18 protein-coding genes are annotated in these 14,967 nt (G+C 67.5%); 2 read left to right on the forward strand and 16 right to left on the reverse strand.

The window, feature by feature from the left end; translation table 11 throughout:
- Positions 1–81: 81 nt before the first annotated feature.
- The 9 genes from ACN6PJ_RS00005 to ACN6PJ_RS00045 all read right to left on the reverse strand — a co-directional run bounded on the left by ACN6PJ_RS00005 (position 82) and on the right by ACN6PJ_RS00045 (position 10,580).
- On the reverse strand, positions 82–1,251 hold the full coding sequence (locus ACN6PJ_RS00005) for a CMD domain protein (protein WP_427993839.1): 1,170 nt from the start codon (positions 1,249–1,251) through the stop codon (positions 82–84).
- Positions 1,252–1,271: 20 nt separating this feature from the next.
- On the reverse strand, positions 1,272–2,570 hold the full coding sequence (locus tag ACN6PJ_RS00010; protein WP_427993840.1) for an acyl-CoA thioesterase/bile acid-CoA:amino acid N-acyltransferase family protein: 1,299 nt from the start codon (positions 2,568–2,570) through the stop codon (positions 1,272–1,274).
- A 3-nt stretch (positions 2,571–2,573) separates the two neighbouring features.
- Positions 2,574–4,145, reverse strand: coding sequence for an ABC transporter substrate-binding protein (locus ACN6PJ_RS00015; RefSeq protein WP_427993841.1), 1,572 nt, complete (start codon positions 4,143–4,145; stop codon positions 2,574–2,576).
- Between the two features lie 77 nt (positions 4,146–4,222).
- On the reverse strand, positions 4,223–5,242 hold the full coding sequence (locus ACN6PJ_RS00020) for an ABC transporter ATP-binding protein (RefSeq protein WP_427993842.1): 1,020 nt from the start codon (positions 5,240–5,242) through the stop codon (positions 4,223–4,225).
- Positions 5,239–6,249: an ABC transporter ATP-binding protein gene (locus tag ACN6PJ_RS00025; protein ID WP_427993843.1), complete on the reverse strand. Its 1,011-nt coding sequence runs from the start codon at positions 6,247–6,249 to the stop codon at positions 5,239–5,241. The genes ACN6PJ_RS00020 and ACN6PJ_RS00025 overlap by 4 nt, the downstream gene beginning before the upstream one ends.
- Positions 6,246–7,163 carry an ABC transporter permease gene (locus ACN6PJ_RS00030; protein WP_427993844.1) on the reverse strand — a complete coding sequence of 306 codons (918 nt, stop codon included), beginning with the start codon at positions 7,161–7,163 and terminating at the stop codon, positions 6,246–6,248. The genes ACN6PJ_RS00025 and ACN6PJ_RS00030 overlap by 4 nt, the downstream gene beginning before the upstream one ends.
- Positions 7,160–8,134 carry an ABC transporter permease gene (locus ACN6PJ_RS00035; protein WP_427993845.1) on the reverse strand — a complete coding sequence of 325 codons (975 nt, stop codon included), beginning with the start codon at positions 8,132–8,134 and terminating at the stop codon, positions 7,160–7,162. Before ACN6PJ_RS00035 ends, ACN6PJ_RS00030 begins: the two co-directional genes overlap by 4 nt.
- A complete protein-coding gene (locus ACN6PJ_RS00040; protein ID WP_427993846.1) occupies positions 8,131–9,606 on the reverse strand; it encodes a SidA/IucD/PvdA family monooxygenase in 1,476 nt (491 codons plus the stop codon). The genes ACN6PJ_RS00035 and ACN6PJ_RS00040 overlap by 4 nt, the downstream gene beginning before the upstream one ends.
- Positions 9,603–10,580 (reverse strand): LysR family transcriptional regulator, encoded by a 978-nt coding sequence (locus tag ACN6PJ_RS00045; RefSeq protein ID WP_427993847.1) that lies wholly within the window; start codon positions 10,578–10,580, stop codon positions 9,603–9,605. Before ACN6PJ_RS00045 ends, ACN6PJ_RS00040 begins: the two co-directional genes overlap by 4 nt.
- A 221-nt stretch (positions 10,581–10,801) precedes the next feature.
- Between ACN6PJ_RS00045 and ACN6PJ_RS00050 the strand changes: the two genes are divergently transcribed.
- Positions 10,802–11,152, forward strand: coding sequence for a hypothetical protein (locus ACN6PJ_RS00050; protein ID WP_427993848.1), 351 nt, complete (start codon positions 10,802–10,804; stop codon positions 11,150–11,152).
- Between the two features lie 89 nt (positions 11,153–11,241).
- On the opposite strand, the gene ACN6PJ_RS00055 is transcribed toward ACN6PJ_RS00050, so the two are convergent.
- From ACN6PJ_RS00055 to ACN6PJ_RS00080, 6 genes are all read right to left on the reverse strand, one after another.
- The gene (locus ACN6PJ_RS00055; protein WP_427993849.1) at positions 11,242–11,472 is read right to left on the reverse strand and encodes a hypothetical protein; all 231 of its coding nucleotides are present in this window, start codon (positions 11,470–11,472) and stop codon (positions 11,242–11,244) included.
- 294 nt (positions 11,473–11,766) lie between these two features.
- Positions 11,767–12,126 carry a hypothetical protein gene (locus ACN6PJ_RS00060; protein WP_427993850.1) on the reverse strand — a complete coding sequence of 120 codons (360 nt, stop codon included), beginning with the start codon at positions 12,124–12,126 and terminating at the stop codon, positions 11,767–11,769.
- Between the two features lie 15 nt (positions 12,127–12,141).
- Positions 12,142–12,600, reverse strand: a complete 459-nt coding sequence (locus ACN6PJ_RS00065) for a hypothetical protein (protein ID WP_427993851.1) — start codon at positions 12,598–12,600, stop codon at positions 12,142–12,144.
- 103 nt (positions 12,601–12,703) lie between these two features.
- Complete coding sequence (locus tag ACN6PJ_RS00070; RefSeq protein ID WP_427993852.1) at positions 12,704–12,913, reverse strand: DUF7661 family protein; 210 nt, start codon at positions 12,911–12,913, stop codon at positions 12,704–12,706.
- Positions 12,914–12,981: 68 nt separating this feature from the next.
- Positions 12,982–13,584, reverse strand: coding sequence for an OmpA family protein (locus ACN6PJ_RS00075; RefSeq protein WP_427993853.1), 603 nt, complete (start codon positions 13,582–13,584; stop codon positions 12,982–12,984).
- Positions 13,585–13,586: 2 nt separating this feature from the next.
- A complete protein-coding gene (locus ACN6PJ_RS00080) occupies positions 13,587–14,072 on the reverse strand; it encodes a hypothetical protein (protein WP_427993854.1) in 486 nt (161 codons plus the stop codon).
- A 234-nt stretch (positions 14,073–14,306) separates the two neighbouring features.
- Between ACN6PJ_RS00080 and ACN6PJ_RS00085 the strand changes: the two genes are divergently transcribed.
- Positions 14,307–14,558 carry a hypothetical protein gene (locus ACN6PJ_RS00085; protein ID WP_427993855.1) on the forward strand — a complete coding sequence of 84 codons (252 nt, stop codon included), beginning with the start codon at positions 14,307–14,309 and terminating at the stop codon, positions 14,556–14,558.
- A 21-nt stretch (positions 14,559–14,579) separates the two neighbouring features.
- Here ACN6PJ_RS00085 and ACN6PJ_RS00090 read toward each other — a convergent pair whose 3' ends face one another.
- Positions 14,580–14,960: a DCC1-like thiol-disulfide oxidoreductase family protein gene (locus ACN6PJ_RS00090; RefSeq protein WP_427993856.1), complete on the reverse strand. Its 381-nt coding sequence runs from the start codon at positions 14,958–14,960 to the stop codon at positions 14,580–14,582.
- Positions 14,961–14,967 lie beyond the last annotated feature (7 nt).

Consider the following 14,967-nt stretch of genomic DNA (forward strand, 5'->3'; position numbering starts at 1 on the left):
GGCTTGTCATCGCCGGCCAGTGTCGGCGATGACAAGCTTCCGGCAAAGCGTCCGGCACGCAAGCGGCCGGACGCCGCCGAATCAGGCCTCCGGGAAGACCGGCTCGCCCAGGTTCAGCATCAGGCGGTTGGCCCAAGCGAAGATGGCATCCGAATGCAGTAGGTCCAGGACCTCGCCTTCATTCAAGCCCACGTCCTTCAACGCCTGGATGCTGTCGGCGTTCACCGTCGCGGGGGCGTCGGTGATCTGGATGGAGAACTTGCCGATGGCCAATTCGCGGGCGGTGGTGCCGGCGGTGGCGGGGTCCTCGAAGACCTGCGCGATGACGTCGTTGCGCTTGGCCAGCTGCTCGAAGCGCTGGGCGTGGACCGAGGCGCAGTAGACGCAGCCGTTCACGCGGGACACGACGGTGGCGCCCAGTTCGCGTTCGGCGCGAGACAGGCCGCCGGGCGCGTACATGATGGCGTTGAAGGCCGTGGAGCGCTGGCGCAGGATTTCGGGCTGGTGGACCAGGAACAGGTAGTAGTCCGAGACCTTGGCCTTGGGGTGGCTTTCTTCCAGGACGGCAACCTGCTCGGGCGTGGCGGTGTCGACGTTGACGACGTCGAGCCAGGCCTTCCATTCCAGGCTTTCGTTGGTGAAGCCGTGGGCCTTGATGACGGCGCCGGGCGCGGTGGCGGCGGTGTTGGGCGGGAAGGGCGCGGGCGGGGTGCCGGCGGCGCGGCCGGCTTGGCCCTCCAGGGCCTTCATGGCTTCCAGGCCGGCGACGAGGCGGACCTGGTAGGACAGGAAGGCGATGAGCTGCGACAGGGTGACGACGGCGGGCGTGGACACGCCGGCGGCGGGCAGGGTCTTGAGCGCGGCTTCGTCGCCTTCGACGGGTTTCTCGATCAGCTTGCGCGTGTATTCGAGGATGGCGGCCAGGCGGGGGCTGGAGGCGTCGGCGGGCTTGCCGGATTCGGCGACGGCGATGTCGGCGGGCGTGGCGCCGGCGTCGGTCAGGCGGGCGCGGTAGTGCGCGGCCAGGACGGGCGACGGGGTGATGCGGGTGGCGTACAGCGCGACCAGCAGGCGCTCGGCCAGCGACAGGCCGGGCAGGGCGGGGTCGAACAGGGCGTCGTAGCTGCCTTGGGTAGCCGCGGCGACTTTCTCGCGCTGGTGGCGCGCTTCGTAGGTCTTGCTGCCGGGCGCCAGGGCGATCAGGCGATCGACCAGGTCATCCGTCACGTTGTAGACGATGGGTTCAGCCATGCGGGATCTCCTTGTTTCTCTCAGGCGGCGCGGGCGCGGACGGCGGCATCCAGGAACTTCAGCACGCCCTCCCAGGATTCCTGGTCGGCGCGCGCGTTGTCCTTGGGGGTGCCGCCGCTGGTGCTGACCTTGCCGGACACGGGGTGGGCGTAGACGTGCTGGGTGGTGGGCACGTACGGGAACAGAATGGAGTGCCCGCCGTTCTCGTAGTCCAGCCATTGGACCGGGTAGGGGTGCTTCACCTCGGCCAGCTTGTCCTTGACCATCTTGGAGTACAGGCTGGACGGCCAGGAGCCGTCGTCGGTGCCGGACAGCAGGATGACGGGGCCCTGGATGTCCTCGACCTTGATGCGGGCGCGGGCCACGGCGTCGGGGTCCTGCAGCGCGGTGAGGATGGCTTTCTCGTGGCGATGCGGCGCGGGGCCTTCGTCGAACGGGGCCCAGGTGGCCGTGCGGTTGTTCTCCCAGACGTGGGGGATGGGCTTGCCGCCCAAGAGCCACGTGGGGCCTTCGCGGCCGATCTTGGGGTCGCAGGCGTTCTGGCCGCTGTGGACCACGGCGCCGGGCACGTAGGCGACCACGGCGGACACTTCCTCGGGGAAGGTGGCGCCCAGCAGCAGAACCAGTTCGCCGCCGCGCGACTGGCCGCTGACCGCGACGAAATCGTGCTTGGGCTGGACCTTCTTGCGCAGCCAGCGCAGGCCGGTCTGGAAGTACTCCAGCGGGGTGTTGGAGATGTAGTCCGACAGACCGGGCGCCTTGAAGTAGGCCAGCGCGAAGGCGGCGTAGCCGCGCGAGGCGTAGAGCGCCGCGCGCGGTTCGTTGATGCCGCCGCCCGAGCCGTTCAGGATCATGACGGCGGGATGCGTTCCCGGGCCGGCGCCGGGCGGCAGGTACAGCGTGCCGACCAGGCCTTCCTCGCGCACGTCCTGGCGGGTGACGCCCTCGGACGCCAGGCGCTGCGTGAAGCTGGCCTGCGCCTGGGCGCCGCCGGCGCGCGCCACCACGTCGGTGACCAGGGCCTCGGTCACGGGCTGGTTGAACTGCTCGCGGCTGGGCGAGTCCACGGGGCGCTGCGACCAGATCAGGCCCATGGGGGCCACGCCGGCATAGTCGCCGGACACCGAGGCGTCCCGGGTCAGGTCGACGGTGCCATGCTCGTCCGCCACGAAGGCGGCCTGGCTTTGCCAGAGCACGCCGTTGCGGCGGGTCAGCGCGGTGATCTCCACGGTCTGCCCGGGCTCGGCGTGGTCCACCCGGATGTGGCGCGGCACGTCGATCAGCGCGTCCGCGGGGGAGATGGAAAGAGTAAGGGCCATGGCTTACTTGCCCGCGTCCTTGGTCACCATCATGGCGGCCGTGCGGTCGCTGGTCATGGGGGTGACCTTCAGGCCCTTCTTGGCGGCCCAGATATTCTTGTAGTGGAAGAGCGGGATGATGCCCACGTCGTCCGACACGATCTTGACGGAGTCGCGCAGGATGGCTTCACGCTTGGCCACGTCGAATTCCGAGGTGGATTGTTCCAGGGCGGCGTCCACCTTGGGGTTGCTGTAGCGGCCCCAGTTGGAGGCGCCCAGGCCCTTCTTGGCGTCGGCGGTGGCCAGGATGTTGACCAGCGCGTAGCTGCCTTCGCCGGTGCCGTTGCCCCAGGCCAGCATGCTGACGGCGAATTCGTTCTTGTTGGCGCGGCCCGAGTACACGGCCCATGGCACCACTTCCACCTGGGTCTTCACGCCGATGCGGGTCCAGAACTGCGCCACGGCCTGGGCGGTTTCCGGGCCCTGCGGGTAGCGGTCGTTCGGCACGTGCATCGTCAGCTTGAAGCCGTCGGGGAAGCCGGCTTCGGCCAGCAGCTTCTTGGCCTGGGCGGCGTCGTTGGGGATGTCCTTGACCTCGGGGTTGTAGCCGAAGGTGCCCTTGGGCATCCACTGGTTGGCTTCGGTGGCGGCGCCCTGCAGGATGCGGTCGGCGATGGCCTTGCGGTTGATGGCCAGGTTCAGCGCCTGGCGCACGCGCACGTCCAGCAGCGGGTTCTTGTCCAGCGGCTTGCCGTTGTTGTCGGTGATGTACTGGTTGGGCGCGGGGTTGAAGCTGGGCTGCAGGATCATGACGCGCAGGCCGTCGTAGGGGTAGACGGAGATGTTGGACGCCTTTTGCAGCTTGGCCAGGTCCGACACCGAGACCTTGTCGATCACGTCCACGTCGCCGGCCAGGAGCGCGGCGGTGCGGGCGGCGGCGTTGTTGATGTAGCGGTAGTTGACCTTGTCCCAGATCTGCTTGTCGCCCCAGTAGGCGTCGTTGCGTTCCATGATGACGCGGTCGCCGGGGGTGTAGGACACGAACTTGTAGGGGCCGGTGCCGACCATGGCCTTGCCCGAGTTGTAGTCCTCGGTGGTGGATTTCTCGCCGACGTGCTTGCTGACCACGTGCACCGAGGCCAGGTTCAGCGGCAGGTCGGGGTTGGGGGCCTTGGTCTTGACGATGAGGGTCAGCGGGTCCTTGGCGCTCATCGTGTCGATGGTGCGCAGGTAGCCGGCGTAGGTGGCCACGCTGCCGGGCACGGCGCGCGCGCGGGTGTAGGAATAGATCAGGTCATCGGCGGTGAACGGCGTGCCGTCCTGCCACTTCACGCCTTCGCGCAGCTTGAATTCCCAGGTCTTGTCGTCCAGCGGCTTCCAGCTCACGGCCAGCCCCGGCTGCAGCTTGTTCCACTTGTTCTCGATCAGCAGGTCCCAGAAGTGCAGGGCCACCGAGCGGTCGCCGGCGTGGTTGTTCAACTGCGGGTCCAGGGACGACAGCGGATCGGCGAAGCCGATGGACAGGTCGTCGGCCATGGCCGCGGCCGAGGCGCCGAGGATGGCGGCGGTGAGGGTGGTGAGAATCAGGCGTTTCATGTTCGGGGTCCTTGGTAAAGGGGAGAACTAGAGGTTGATCCCGGAGGCCGCGGCGTGTGGCGCCGCGGCCGGCGTGTTCAGGCCATGTCGTTCAGGTGACAGGCGCTCAGGTGGTTGATGGCGATTCCCTTCAGCGTGGGAACCTCGGTCTTGCAGCGCGGCATCGCATGCGGACATCGCGGATGGAAATGGCAGCCGCCGGGCGGGTTCAGCGGGCTGGGGATCTCGCCCTTGATCGCGGTAAAGGTCTTGTGGCGCGATTTCAGGCTGGGGATCTCGGCCAGCAGGGCCTGCGTGTAGGGGTGGTTGGGGCGGCGGAACACTTCCTCCACCGCGGCCGTTTCCACGACGCGGCCCAGGTACATGATCACGACGCGGTCGGACAGGTGTTCGACCACGCCCAGGTCATGGCTGATGAAGAGATAGGTCAGCCCCAGGTCTTCGCGCAGGTCCATGAACAGGTTGAGGATCTGCGCCTGGATGGACACGTCCAGCGCGGCGACGGCTTCGTCGCATACCAGCATGGACGGCTGCACGGCCAGCGCGCGGGCGATGCCGATGCGCTGGCGCTGGCCGCCGCTGAACTGGTGCGGATAGCGCTGGCGCAGCGCCGGGTCCAAACCGGCGCGTTCCATCTGGGCGCTGACGTAGTCGTCGAAGTCGCCGTTGCCGACCAGGCCATGGATGCGGGCCGCTTCGCCCACGATCTCGTCCACGCGCAAACGCGGGTTGAGGCTGGCGTAGGGGTCCTGGAAAATCATCTGCACCTTCAGGCGCGCGGCGTGGGCCTGGGCGGCGTCCATGTCGGCCGGGCGCACGCCGTTGATGCGGATCTCGCCGCCGGAGGGCGTCAGGAGGCCGGCCGCGATGCGGCCCAGCGTGGACTTGCCGCAGCCGGATTCGCCGACCAGGCCGACCACTTCGCCGGGCCGGACCAGCAGGTCCACGTTGTCGACGGCGCGGGTGACGGCGGGCGGCTTGGACAGGCCCAGGCGTTGCAGGGCACGGCCGGCGGGGCCGACGGCGCGCTCGCCAAAACGCTTGCTGACGCCGCTCAGGTCGATGAGCGGCACGGGGGCGGAGGCGGGCGCCGTCATGCCATCACCTCGCTGGCCTGGATGGTGGGATGGAAGCAGCGCACGCGGTGTCCGGGCAGGGCGTCGGTAATCGAAGGCTGCTGGCCGCAGGCGGCCGTGGCGCGCGGGCAGCGCGCCGCGAAGGCACAGCCGGCGGGCAGGTTGAGCAGGTTGGGCGTCATGCCGGGAATCTGGCGCAGGCGCTGGCCGCGCCGGTTGTTGCTGGGCAGGCTGTCGATCAGGCCCACGGTATAGGGATGCTGCGGGCGGTCCAGCACGTCGTCGACGGTGCCGTGCTCGACGATGCGGCCGGCGTACATGACGGCCACGTCGTCGGCCAGCCCGGCCACGACCGACAGATCGTGCGTGATCCAGATCAGGCTGGTGCCGTGCTGCTGCGCGAGTTTCTGCACTTCGGACAGGATCTGCGCCTGGATGGTGACGTCCAGCGCGGTGGTGGGTTCGTCGGCGATGATCAGGTCGGGGCGGTGCAGCATGGCGATCGCGATCGCCACGCGCTGCCGCATGCCGCCGGACAATTGGTGCGGGTAGGCGAGCAGGCGTTCCTCGGGGCTGGGGATGCCCATCATGCCCAGCGTGTCGCGAGACAGTTCGCGAGCCTGGGCCACGCTCATCTTGGTGTGCGCGCGCACGGTCTCGATCATCTGCGCGTCCACCCGCAGCACGGGGTTCAGCGTCATCATCGGATCCTGGAAGATCATGGCGATGCGGTTGCCCTGCAGCTTGCGCAAGTCACGCGGCGCCAGCTTGGTCAGGTCGCGGCCCTGGAACAGCACTTCGCCGCCCACGACGCGGCCCGGCGCGTCCACCAGGCCCATGATGGAGAAGCCCGTGACGGACTTGCCCGAGCCGGACTCGCCGACCAGGCCCAGGATCTTGCCGCGTTCCAGCGTGAAGGAAACGCCATCGACGGCGGGCAGCACGCCCGCGCGGGTAAAGAAGTGGGTGCGCAGGTCGCGCACTTCCAGCGTGGCCGGCGCGCCGGAAGGGGAGCGGGCGGCGGTCATTTGTGATTCCTCGGGTTCAGCACGTCGCGCAGGCGGTCGCCCACCAGATTGATCGCCACGATGGTGACGAGCAGCGCGATGCCGGGATAGAAACTGATCCAGTATTCGCCGGACAGCATGGTCTGGAAGCCGTTGGAGATCAGCAGCCCCAGCGACGGTTCGGTCACGGGCACGCCCAGGCCCAGGAAGCTCAGCGTGGCTTCCAGCGTGATGGCGCGCGCGATCTGCAGCGTGCCGATGACGATGAGCGGCGGCAGGCAGTTGGGCAGGATGTGCTTCAGCATGATCCGCCAGTTGGGGATGTCCAGGCAGCGGGCCGCTTCCACGTACTCGCGGCGGCGCTCCACCAGGGCCTGGCCGCGCGCCGTGCGGGCGTAGTAGGCCCATTCCAGGATCACCAGCGTCAGCACCACGTTGCCCACGCCCTTGCCCAGGTAGGCCAGGATCATCATGGCCACCAGGATGGACGGGAACGACAGGATCAGGTCCACCAGGCGCATGATCAGCGCGTCGACCTTGCCGCCGGCGTAGGCGGCCAGCAGCCCCAGCAAGGTGCCGACGACGCCCGCGATGAGGGCCGAGCCCACGCCCACCACCAGGCTGATGCGCAGGCCGTACAGAATGCCCGAGAGCAGGTCGCGGCCCTGGCCGTCGGTGCCCAGCCAGTAGTGGAAGGTCTCCAGCCCGTTCATGGTGCCGGGCGGCAGGCGCGCGTCCAGCACGTCGATCTGCAACAGGTCATACGGGTTCTGCGGCGCGATCCAGGGAGCCAGCGCGGCGGCCAGGATCAGCAGCACGGATACGGCCAGGCCCAGCACTGCCGTCTTGGACGACATGAATTCGGCCAGGTTGCGGCGCCAGGGCGATTCGCGGCGCAGCGCGGGCGCGGGGGTCGGTGTGGAAACAGCGCTCATGCCGAGGCCTCCAGCCGCACCCGCGGGTCCAGCACTTTATAAAGAATGTCCACGATCAGGTTCAGGGTAACGAACAGGAAGACCACCACGATCAGGTAGGCCACGATCACGGGGCGGTCCAGCGCGTTCAGGCTGTCCAGGATCAGCTTGCCGGCGCCGGGCCAGGCGAAGATGCTCTCGGTGACCACGGCGAAGGCAATGGTGGAGCCCAGTTCCAGGCCCAGCACCGTCACCAGCGGGATCATGGTGTTGCGCAGCACGTGCACGCCGACCACGCGCAAGGGCGACAGGCCCTTGGCCCGCGCGAACTTCACGAAGTCCTGCGGCAGCACGTCGCGCACGCCGGCGCGCGTCAGGCGGATGACCAGCGAAATCTTGAAGAGCGACAGGTTGAACGCCGGCAGGATCAGGTGGCGCCAGCCGTCGGCCGTCAGCCATGACCACTGGAAGCCCAGGAACTCCACCGTCTGCCCGCGGCCGCTGGCCGGCAGCCAGCCCAGCGACACGCTGAACGTCATGATCAGCATCAGGGCGATCCAGAACGTGGGCAGCGAGAAGCCCACGATGCTGCCCGCCATGATCATCTTGGACCAGCGGCTTTCCGGGTACAGGCCGGCAAGCAGGCCCAGCGGCAGGCCCACGATCACCGCCAGCAGCATGGCGGCGATGGCCAGTTCGAAGGTGGCGGGCAGGCGCTGGATCACCAGTTCCACGGCCGGGATGTTGTAGACGAAGCTATTGCCCAGATTGCCGTGCAGGGCCCCGTTCAGGAACGCCAGGTATTGTTCCCACAGCGGCTTGTCCAGGCCCAGTTCTGCGATGATGCGGGCGCGGTCCACCTGGTCCACGTCCTGGCCGATCAGGATGTCCACCGGGTTGCCGATGGCGTGCAGGCCCACGAAGACGATCAGCGTCATCAGGAAAACGACCACCGCGGCTTGCGCCACGCGGCGCAGCAACCAGCCCGTCATTGCGCGGTCTCCGATTGCGCAGCGGACGCGGGCGCCGGAGCCGGGACCCATTCGTCGCCGAATACCTCGGGTTCGGAGAAAGCCACCATATTGGCGTAGTGCGTGGCCACGTCTTCGCGGTAGAACAGGCCGGCGATGCCCTGGGCCAGGCGCTTGGCGCCCTCGCTGATGGCGGGAATGTCGCCCGAGATCGTGCCCTGGGTCAGCGCGGCCGGGTACGAGAAGCAATGCACCCGGTCCAGGCCGGGACAGGCGCCCGGCGTCTTTTCCTGCAGTTCGAAGACGGCGCCCAGGTCGGGCGAGTCGTGCAGTTCCTGGTCTTCTTCGCCGGGGGGCGGCACGTAGCGGTCGCCCCAGGCGCGCACGTGGGGCGCCAGCGCGGCGAATTCCGGACGCACGGTCCAGTCGATGCGAAAGCCGGTGGAGAAGATCAGGAAGTCCAGCGCGAACACGCCCTTGGGCGTGGTGACGCGGATCTCGTCGTCCACCAGGGCCAGGTCCTGCACGCCTGCTCCCAGGTTGAAGCGGGCGTTGGGGTGGCGCGACACGCGCAGCGTGCTGCCGCGCGGCGGCGGCACCTGGGCCGCGTTGATGTAGTGGCGGATCTTCCACTTCCACTCGTCGGGAAGCGTCAGGTGGCCGTGGGTCAGGCCGGGGTTGCCCGCGCCCTTGCCCTTGTTGATGCGGGGAATGTCGTTGCGGCGGATCAGCAGGTCCACGCTGGCGGCGCCCGCTTCCAGCGCGGTGGCCGCGCTGTCCATGGCGGAAGCGCCGGCGCCCACCACGCCCACGCGCTTGCCCGCGAGCGTGTTGTAGTCCATGACGTCGGACGAATGCGCCCAGCGGCCGCGCGGCAGTTTCTTCGCGAAATCAGGCACATAGGCGCCGCCCAGGCCGTCGCGGCCGGTGGCCAGCACCACGCGGCGCGCCAGCACCGTGCTGCGCCCGGCCGGGGATTCGATGTCGAGCTGCACCAGGTTGTCGGCGCGCGGCAGCACGGCGCGGATGCGGTGCTCGTTCCTCACGTCCAGGTCCAGCACGCGGCGGTACCAGCGCAGATAGTCCATCCATTGCAGGCGCGGGATCTTGTCCAGCGCTTCCCAGGCCTCGGATCCGAACTGGGCCTCGAACCAGGCGCGGAAGGTCAGGGCGGGCAGGCCCAGCGCAGGGCCCGTCAGCTGCTTGGGCGAACGCAGCGTTTCCATGCGGGCCGTGGTGGCCCACGGGCCTTCATAGCCTTCGGGCGCCTGGTCGAATATGGGCGCGTTGATGCCCAGGTGCGTCAGCGACGCCGCTGCCGCCAGGCCGGCCATGCCACCGCCGACGATGGCCACGTCCAGCACCTGGTGGCCGTCGACATACCGCGGCGTTACCCAGTTCTTGGCGGGGATTTCCAGCCACGACAGGTCTTGCCGCAGGCGCGCTTCCAGCGCTGCGAGACCTTGCGGCGGGGTGGCGAGGGGCAGATTCATAGTGCGGGGGATTCCGTAAGAGGGGCGTCGTCACCGTAGATCGACTGCAATAGCGCCGAGTGTTCGCAGGCGTCGTGAAGCGCGAAGCCGGGCAGCAGGTCCGCCGCGGCTTGCGCCAGCGCGTCCGCCATGGCCTGGCAGGCCGGCGTCAGCGTTTGCGACTGCGGGGTGATGACCCCGAAGAAAAAAGGGATGTCCAGGTCGATGGGACGGATCGCCACGCCCGCCATGGGGGCGCCGTAGGCGGTGATCGGTTCCAGCACCGACACGCCCAGTCCGGCGCGCACGGCAGCCAGGGCGTTGACGGACGAATTGGTTTCAAGCGTGCCGGGCATCTGGCCGTTGGGCGCCAGCGCGGCGTCCAGCCGGCGCCGCAGCCGGTAAGGGTTCGCCATGGTGATCAGGCGGCGTCCGGCCAGGGCCGACACCGGCACCACCGCCTGCTGCGCCACCGGATCGTCTGCCGGCAGCGCGGCCACACAGGGCGCCTGCCCGATCCAGTGCACGGTCAGGCCGCGGTGTTCCAGCGGCAGGCTGGTGGCGCCCAACTGGGCGGCACCCGAGAGCACTGCGTGCACCACTTGTTCGGGCGATGCGCTGCGCAACTGGATGCGGGCGGCGCCCAGCCGGGATTCGATGCGCTTGAGCGCGCCCGGCACCAGGCCGGCCGCCAGCGCGGAGGTGGCCGCCATCAGCAGGGGCTGGGCCTGGCCGCGGGCGATTTCCTCGGCCCGGCCGCGGATCTGCTGCAGGCTGTTCAGCGCGCGCGCGACGTCGTCGTACAGCAGGAAGCCTTGTTCGGTAGGCGTCACCCGCGGGCCGCTGCGCGCGAACAAGGGATAGCCGATCTCCGCCTCCAGCTCTTGCAGCAACCGGCTGATCGCCGGTTGCGAGCGTCCAAGCAGCCGTCCGGCAGCCGTGACGCTGCCCGTGGACATGACGGCCGCGAAGGCCTCGAGTTGACGAAGTTCCATCTGTATTGATCTATGCCAAGGACGAATTCTTGCCCGCCAAGTATGCGCTTTGCAAATAATTAAAGCGCATAAGCAAATTCCCTAATGGGGTTTTCCTTAGGGAATTTCATAACCGTCAGTTATTTCAAGGGCTTGCGGTGGGCCGTTGGAGACGCTTCCGGAAGCGTTACGGCGAATTCGATTAAAGTGGGGGCGGAACAACACAGTCTTGAGGAGTACGCATGCCTACGCGTTTCAAGAAATTGGGTCTTGTCCTGGCGACGGTTGGGGCGCTGAGTCTGCCTCTGGTGCAGGGGTGCGCGTCCAGCCAGCCGGAGGACCCCCGAGTTGTCGCTGCCGAAGTGGACAAGCCGTTCACTGACTGGACCAATCGCCTGTTGGAGCAGGTGCAGGCAAATCCGAACTACCGGCGCCTGCCGATCGACACCAAGGCCCAGCAGGACCAGTTCCTGGTGTGGCTGCACGACGCCTATCGCCACCGGATTACCAAGCAGGAATTCGCGAACCGCGTCAATGGCGAGTACCCGGGCCATCAGAACGAAACCGCGTTCATCGTTTCCAACCTGCCCTGACCGCGGCCGCGAGCCGCTGCCGATGCAATAAAAAGCCCGCTGCTGCCAGCGGGCGTTTTTGCGTGGGCGCCGGCATCGCCTGGCGGCGCTCATGAAGGGCTGCGGCCCTCGCGGCGGTAATACAGATAGCGTTCGATCTCCGCCTGCTCCACCGCGGGATCGAGCGGGCGCCATCTGACGACGTACCCCCGGTGCGCGGGCGGCATCCAGCCCAGTACGGAATACATCGTGACTTCGGTTTCACCCGTATTGAATTCGGTTTCGAAGAACCCCTGACGATGCGGTGGCTTGCTGCCACATATCCAGTTCGAACCTGGCATGACGCTCTCCCCATGCGGCGCTCTGTTTCCATGCTACGCGCCGCTACCGGAATGCGCATGCGTTCTAGCCCCGATGCGGGCCGCCGTCACCTTGTGTTAGAAACACGGATGGGGCGGCGTTTGCGATCTTTGCGAACCTTTGCAGTTCGATTGCAGGGATGGCGGTAGCATGCGGGCATTGACATCGAGGAATCCGCCATGAAGCACACACAACCCGCGCCCGAACCGAACAAGCGCCGCTGGCCTTTCGGCTACGGAGAGGAAGAGTAGGCCGGCGCCGCGGGAAGGCGCGCATCAGGCCTTCAGTTGCGGCAACAGTTGCACGTCGAGGTTTCCCGCGCCTGCGTCGATGATGTCGGGTGTGCTGCCCGAGCCGAAGGTGACCCAGTACGTGGGCTTGGGGGTGAAACTGAACGAGAAGTTGTTCTGGAACGGCTGCGGCGCAAGCCCCCCCGGCCCGCTGGCGCCGCCGAGCGTGGGCGCTCCCGTGAACGCGCCTGCGCCGGGCGTGCCGCGCAGCGACGGAAAGGGCGACATCAAGGTATTCACCCACGGGGCCGCCAGCGTGACCTGCACGGGGCTATCCAGGACACTTACGTGGAGTCCCGGCGCGGACAAGGGGTTCGAGCCGGTAACGTGCGCGACCATGTTCATGTTCTTTCCTGAGTGTCAGACAGCGTGCCGGGCCGCCATCATGGGCCTGCGGGCCGCGGCGGGCGCGGAGAAGGCAAGCTTGCGGTATTCCGTGAGGGCGCGTTCGGCCAGGGCGCAAAAATTGGCGACGGTGTTGCGGAAGCAGAGGAAGTCCATGCCTGCCATTTCGCCGAAGTACCGGTACGTCAAGGTGCCGTCCTCGCCGTTCACGCCGAACGCGCCCGGCGCCAACGCCGGCTGGTTGTTCATGGCAAGCAGCTGCGCCAGCACTTCGCGCGGGCAGTCGCGCGGCAGCGTGTCGATCTGCACGGCCAGGATGAAGACGTCGCCGGCCCCGCCCGGATACAGCACGTACAGCGGCAGGGAGGATGCATCGCGGATCACCGCCGCGACGTTGTGGGGGTCCAGGCCGACCGCGCCGTCCGTCAATTGGCGCAGCCAGGCGTCCAGGGTCGTTCTGGTGTCATTGCTCATGGGAGTTTCGGGGCCGCCCAGGTAGGTTGTCTCGGGCGCCGATGGCGCCGCCTTCCCATGCTGAGTAACCGCGGCCCCGTTCCGGTTCCATGGACCGGCGTTGCTAGCCGATGCGCGAAACCCGGTCGCCTGCGCGGGCCAGTTCGTGGTAGACGTCGTCCAGGTACCCGGCCAGTTCGTCCGCGGACAGCGCCGGCGGGATTGCGAGCTCCGCGATCCGGACGCGTTTGCCCGCATCCGTCCTGTACGCGGCCCAGGCGGCGCCTTCGCGATGGATATCGAGTTGGAATCTGCCGTAGATGTCGAATTTCATGGATGTCGGAAAACCGCCAGGGCCGGGCCGGCCGATTCGGCTGCCGCGACCCGTGAGGGCCGCCGCGCCTACGGCTTCTTGGGCAGCACGAATTCCACGCGCCGGTTCTGGGCGCGGCCTTGGGGATTGTCGGCGCCGCTGGCCAGCTTGTTCGGCTGGACCGGCCTGGTATCGCCCAGCCCCTTGGTGCTGAGCCGCGCCGGGTCCACGCCGTGGCTCGCCAACCACTGCGCCACGGCTTTGGCGCGCCGCAGCGAAAGATCCTTATTGTAGGCTGCCGATCCCTTGGAATCGGTGTGCCCTTCGATCGAGACGGTGCCCGCGGAGCCGGACTTGATGAGGGCGGCGATGTCCTGCAGTGTCGGCTCCGCGGCGGGCCGGATGGCGGCCTTGTCGAAGTCGAACAGCACGTCGCCCAGCATCGATACCGTCACGGCGTTCTTGTCCTGCCGCACCGACAGCCCCGAATGGCGGGCGGTCAGCCCATCGACCCGCGCGGTCAGGTCGGATACGCCGCCGCCGGTGTCGGAGGGGAACCCCTTCAGGTCCAGGATCGTGGCCTTGAGATCGAGGATCTCGGCCTTGTAGGGAGGCTCTTGCGCAAAAGAGCCGCCAGCGGCGGCCAGCAGCGCCGCGGCCAGCAGAGTCGACGCGCCCGGATGGCCGGCCATGGCTAGCGGTCGGCGATCTTGATGGCGTCCAGGGTCTCGACGCCCGGGATCGTCAGCGAGACTTCGGTGATCTCCTTGGGCGGAGCCGGGAACTTCCCTTGCCAGGTTCCGGCGATGGGGGAGTCTTTCGAGGTCCGGATGAGCAGCTTGGGGTTGGTCAGCGGCTTGTCGTTGCTGTCTTTCAGCAGCAGGTACTTCTTATTGCCCGCGATGACGTAGAAGCTGTTCTCGTAGTCGTTCTGCGTGATCGCCGAATAGACCATCTCGGTCTTGCCCGCCACGATGGGCTTGAACCGCATCTTGATGGACAGGATGTCGCCATTGCGCACCGCTTCGATCACCTGGCCCTCGGCCGTGCCGGAGTCGACCATGCCGGTCGCCAGGGGCGCGGGGGCATCGCCCTGGGCAAAGGCCGTCTGCCCGAGGGCGGCGAGGGTCATACAGGCGCCAAGCGCGCAGGCGGCGGCCGTCTTTCTGATCGAAGTCACGATAAGCATCCTTTATTGTTCAAGATTCGAGGCGATGTATCGGAGGGCAGGACTCATGCTTTGGGCGTAATCCGGAGCCCAGCGCAAGATGGTCCGACTTTCGGGGACTTATTGCAGTTCGATATTTTTCCAAGACGTTACGGAATCTAGCCGGCGCCGCGGTGAGAATTGCTGAACTTTCACGGGTTGCGCTTTCGTACGATCCCCTTAAAGCATAGAAAAAGGGGATGGGCCATGGAGACCTGCGAAAAATGCGAGGCGATCGTGCAGAACCGGCGCGACGCGCCCGGGCACGAGCATTTGATCAGCCTGGGAGACGTGCGTTCCCTGGAGGAAGGGCGGCGCGGCGTGACGCGGGAAGCGTTCACCTGCGCGCAGTGCGGCGCCGAGTGGGACTACCGGCACGACAAGCGCGACCCGTCTTCCGGCTGGAGCCGCTGCGAGGCGGCGCCCCAGGCCGCGGAACGCGCCGCGAACGCCGCCTAGCGGCATCCGGCGAGCCGCGCCCTATACCTGCATCTTCTTCTTGCCCAGCAGGGTCAGCGCCAGGCTCCTGCCTGTGCGCATGAACGGGTACAGGGCGGTCGACAGGCAGGGATTGCGGAATATGGCGGCGTTGAAGCTGTTGAACAGATCGTTGCCGGTGCTGATGAGCGCCAGCCGGTTGATGCAGTCCGCGCCGAAATAGTCCTTGCCGTCCAGGTGCAGCAGCATGCCCTGGTTCAGGTCGTATCCCTGCGCCTTGTAGGCCACCGCCAGGTCGGGATGGTCGCGCATGTTCAGCAGCTCGACCGGGCCCATGGCCTTTTGCAGTTGCAGCATCCGCACATAGTTAGCGCAGAAGGGGCAGTCGCCGTCGTAGAGCAGGAAGTTCTTCGCAATGGCCATGATGCAC

This window comes from Achromobacter sp. (assembly GCF_050285585.1).
Taxonomy (GTDB): Bacteria; Pseudomonadota; Gammaproteobacteria; order Burkholderiales; family Burkholderiaceae_B; genus Achromobacter.

Coding starts and splice junctions, on each gene's coding strand:
- ACN6PJ_RS00005 (WP_427993839.1), bottom strand. CDS start 1,251: ATGGCTGAACCCATCGTCTACAACGTGACGGATGACCTGGTCGATCGC.
- ACN6PJ_RS00010 (WP_427993840.1), bottom strand. CDS start 2,570: ATGGCCCTTACTCTTTCCATCTCCCCCGCGGACGCGCTGATCGACGTG.
- ACN6PJ_RS00015 (WP_427993841.1), bottom strand. CDS start 4,145: ATGAAACGCCTGATTCTCACCACCCTCACCGCCGCCATCCTCGGCGCC.
- ACN6PJ_RS00020 (WP_427993842.1), bottom strand. CDS start 5,242: ATGACGGCGCCCGCCTCCGCCCCCGTGCCGCTCATCGACCTGAGCGGC.
- ACN6PJ_RS00025 (WP_427993843.1), bottom strand. CDS start 6,249: ATGACCGCCGCCCGCTCCCCTTCCGGCGCGCCGGCCACGCTGGAAGTG.
- ACN6PJ_RS00030 (WP_427993844.1), bottom strand. CDS start 7,163: ATGAGCGCTGTTTCCACACCGACCCCCGCGCCCGCGCTGCGCCGCGAA.
- ACN6PJ_RS00035 (WP_427993845.1), bottom strand. CDS start 8,134: ATGACGGGCTGGTTGCTGCGCCGCGTGGCGCAAGCCGCGGTGGTCGTT.
- ACN6PJ_RS00040 (WP_427993846.1), bottom strand. CDS start 9,606: ATGAATCTGCCCCTCGCCACCCCGCCGCAAGGTCTCGCAGCGCTGGAA.
- ACN6PJ_RS00045 (WP_427993847.1), bottom strand. CDS start 10,580: ATGGAACTTCGTCAACTCGAGGCCTTCGCGGCCGTCATGTCCACGGGC.
- ACN6PJ_RS00050 (WP_427993848.1), top strand. CDS start 10,802: ATGCCTACGCGTTTCAAGAAATTGGGTCTTGTCCTGGCGACGGTTGGG.
- ACN6PJ_RS00055 (WP_427993849.1), bottom strand. CDS start 11,472: ATGCCAGGTTCGAACTGGATATGTGGCAGCAAGCCACCGCATCGTCAG.
- ACN6PJ_RS00060 (WP_427993850.1), bottom strand. CDS start 12,126: ATGAACATGGTCGCGCACGTTACCGGCTCGAACCCCTTGTCCGCGCCG.
- ACN6PJ_RS00065 (WP_427993851.1), bottom strand. CDS start 12,600: ATGAGCAATGACACCAGAACGACCCTGGACGCCTGGCTGCGCCAATTG.
- ACN6PJ_RS00070 (WP_427993852.1), bottom strand. CDS start 12,913: ATGAAATTCGACATCTACGGCAGATTCCAACTCGATATCCATCGCGAA.
- ACN6PJ_RS00075 (WP_427993853.1), bottom strand. CDS start 13,584: ATGGCCGGCCATCCGGGCGCGTCGACTCTGCTGGCCGCGGCGCTGCTG.
- ACN6PJ_RS00085 (WP_427993855.1), top strand. CDS start 14,307: ATGGAGACCTGCGAAAAATGCGAGGCGATCGTGCAGAACCGGCGCGAC.
- ACN6PJ_RS00090 (WP_427993856.1), bottom strand. CDS start 14,960: ATGGCCATTGCGAAGAACTTCCTGCTCTACGACGGCGACTGCCCCTTC.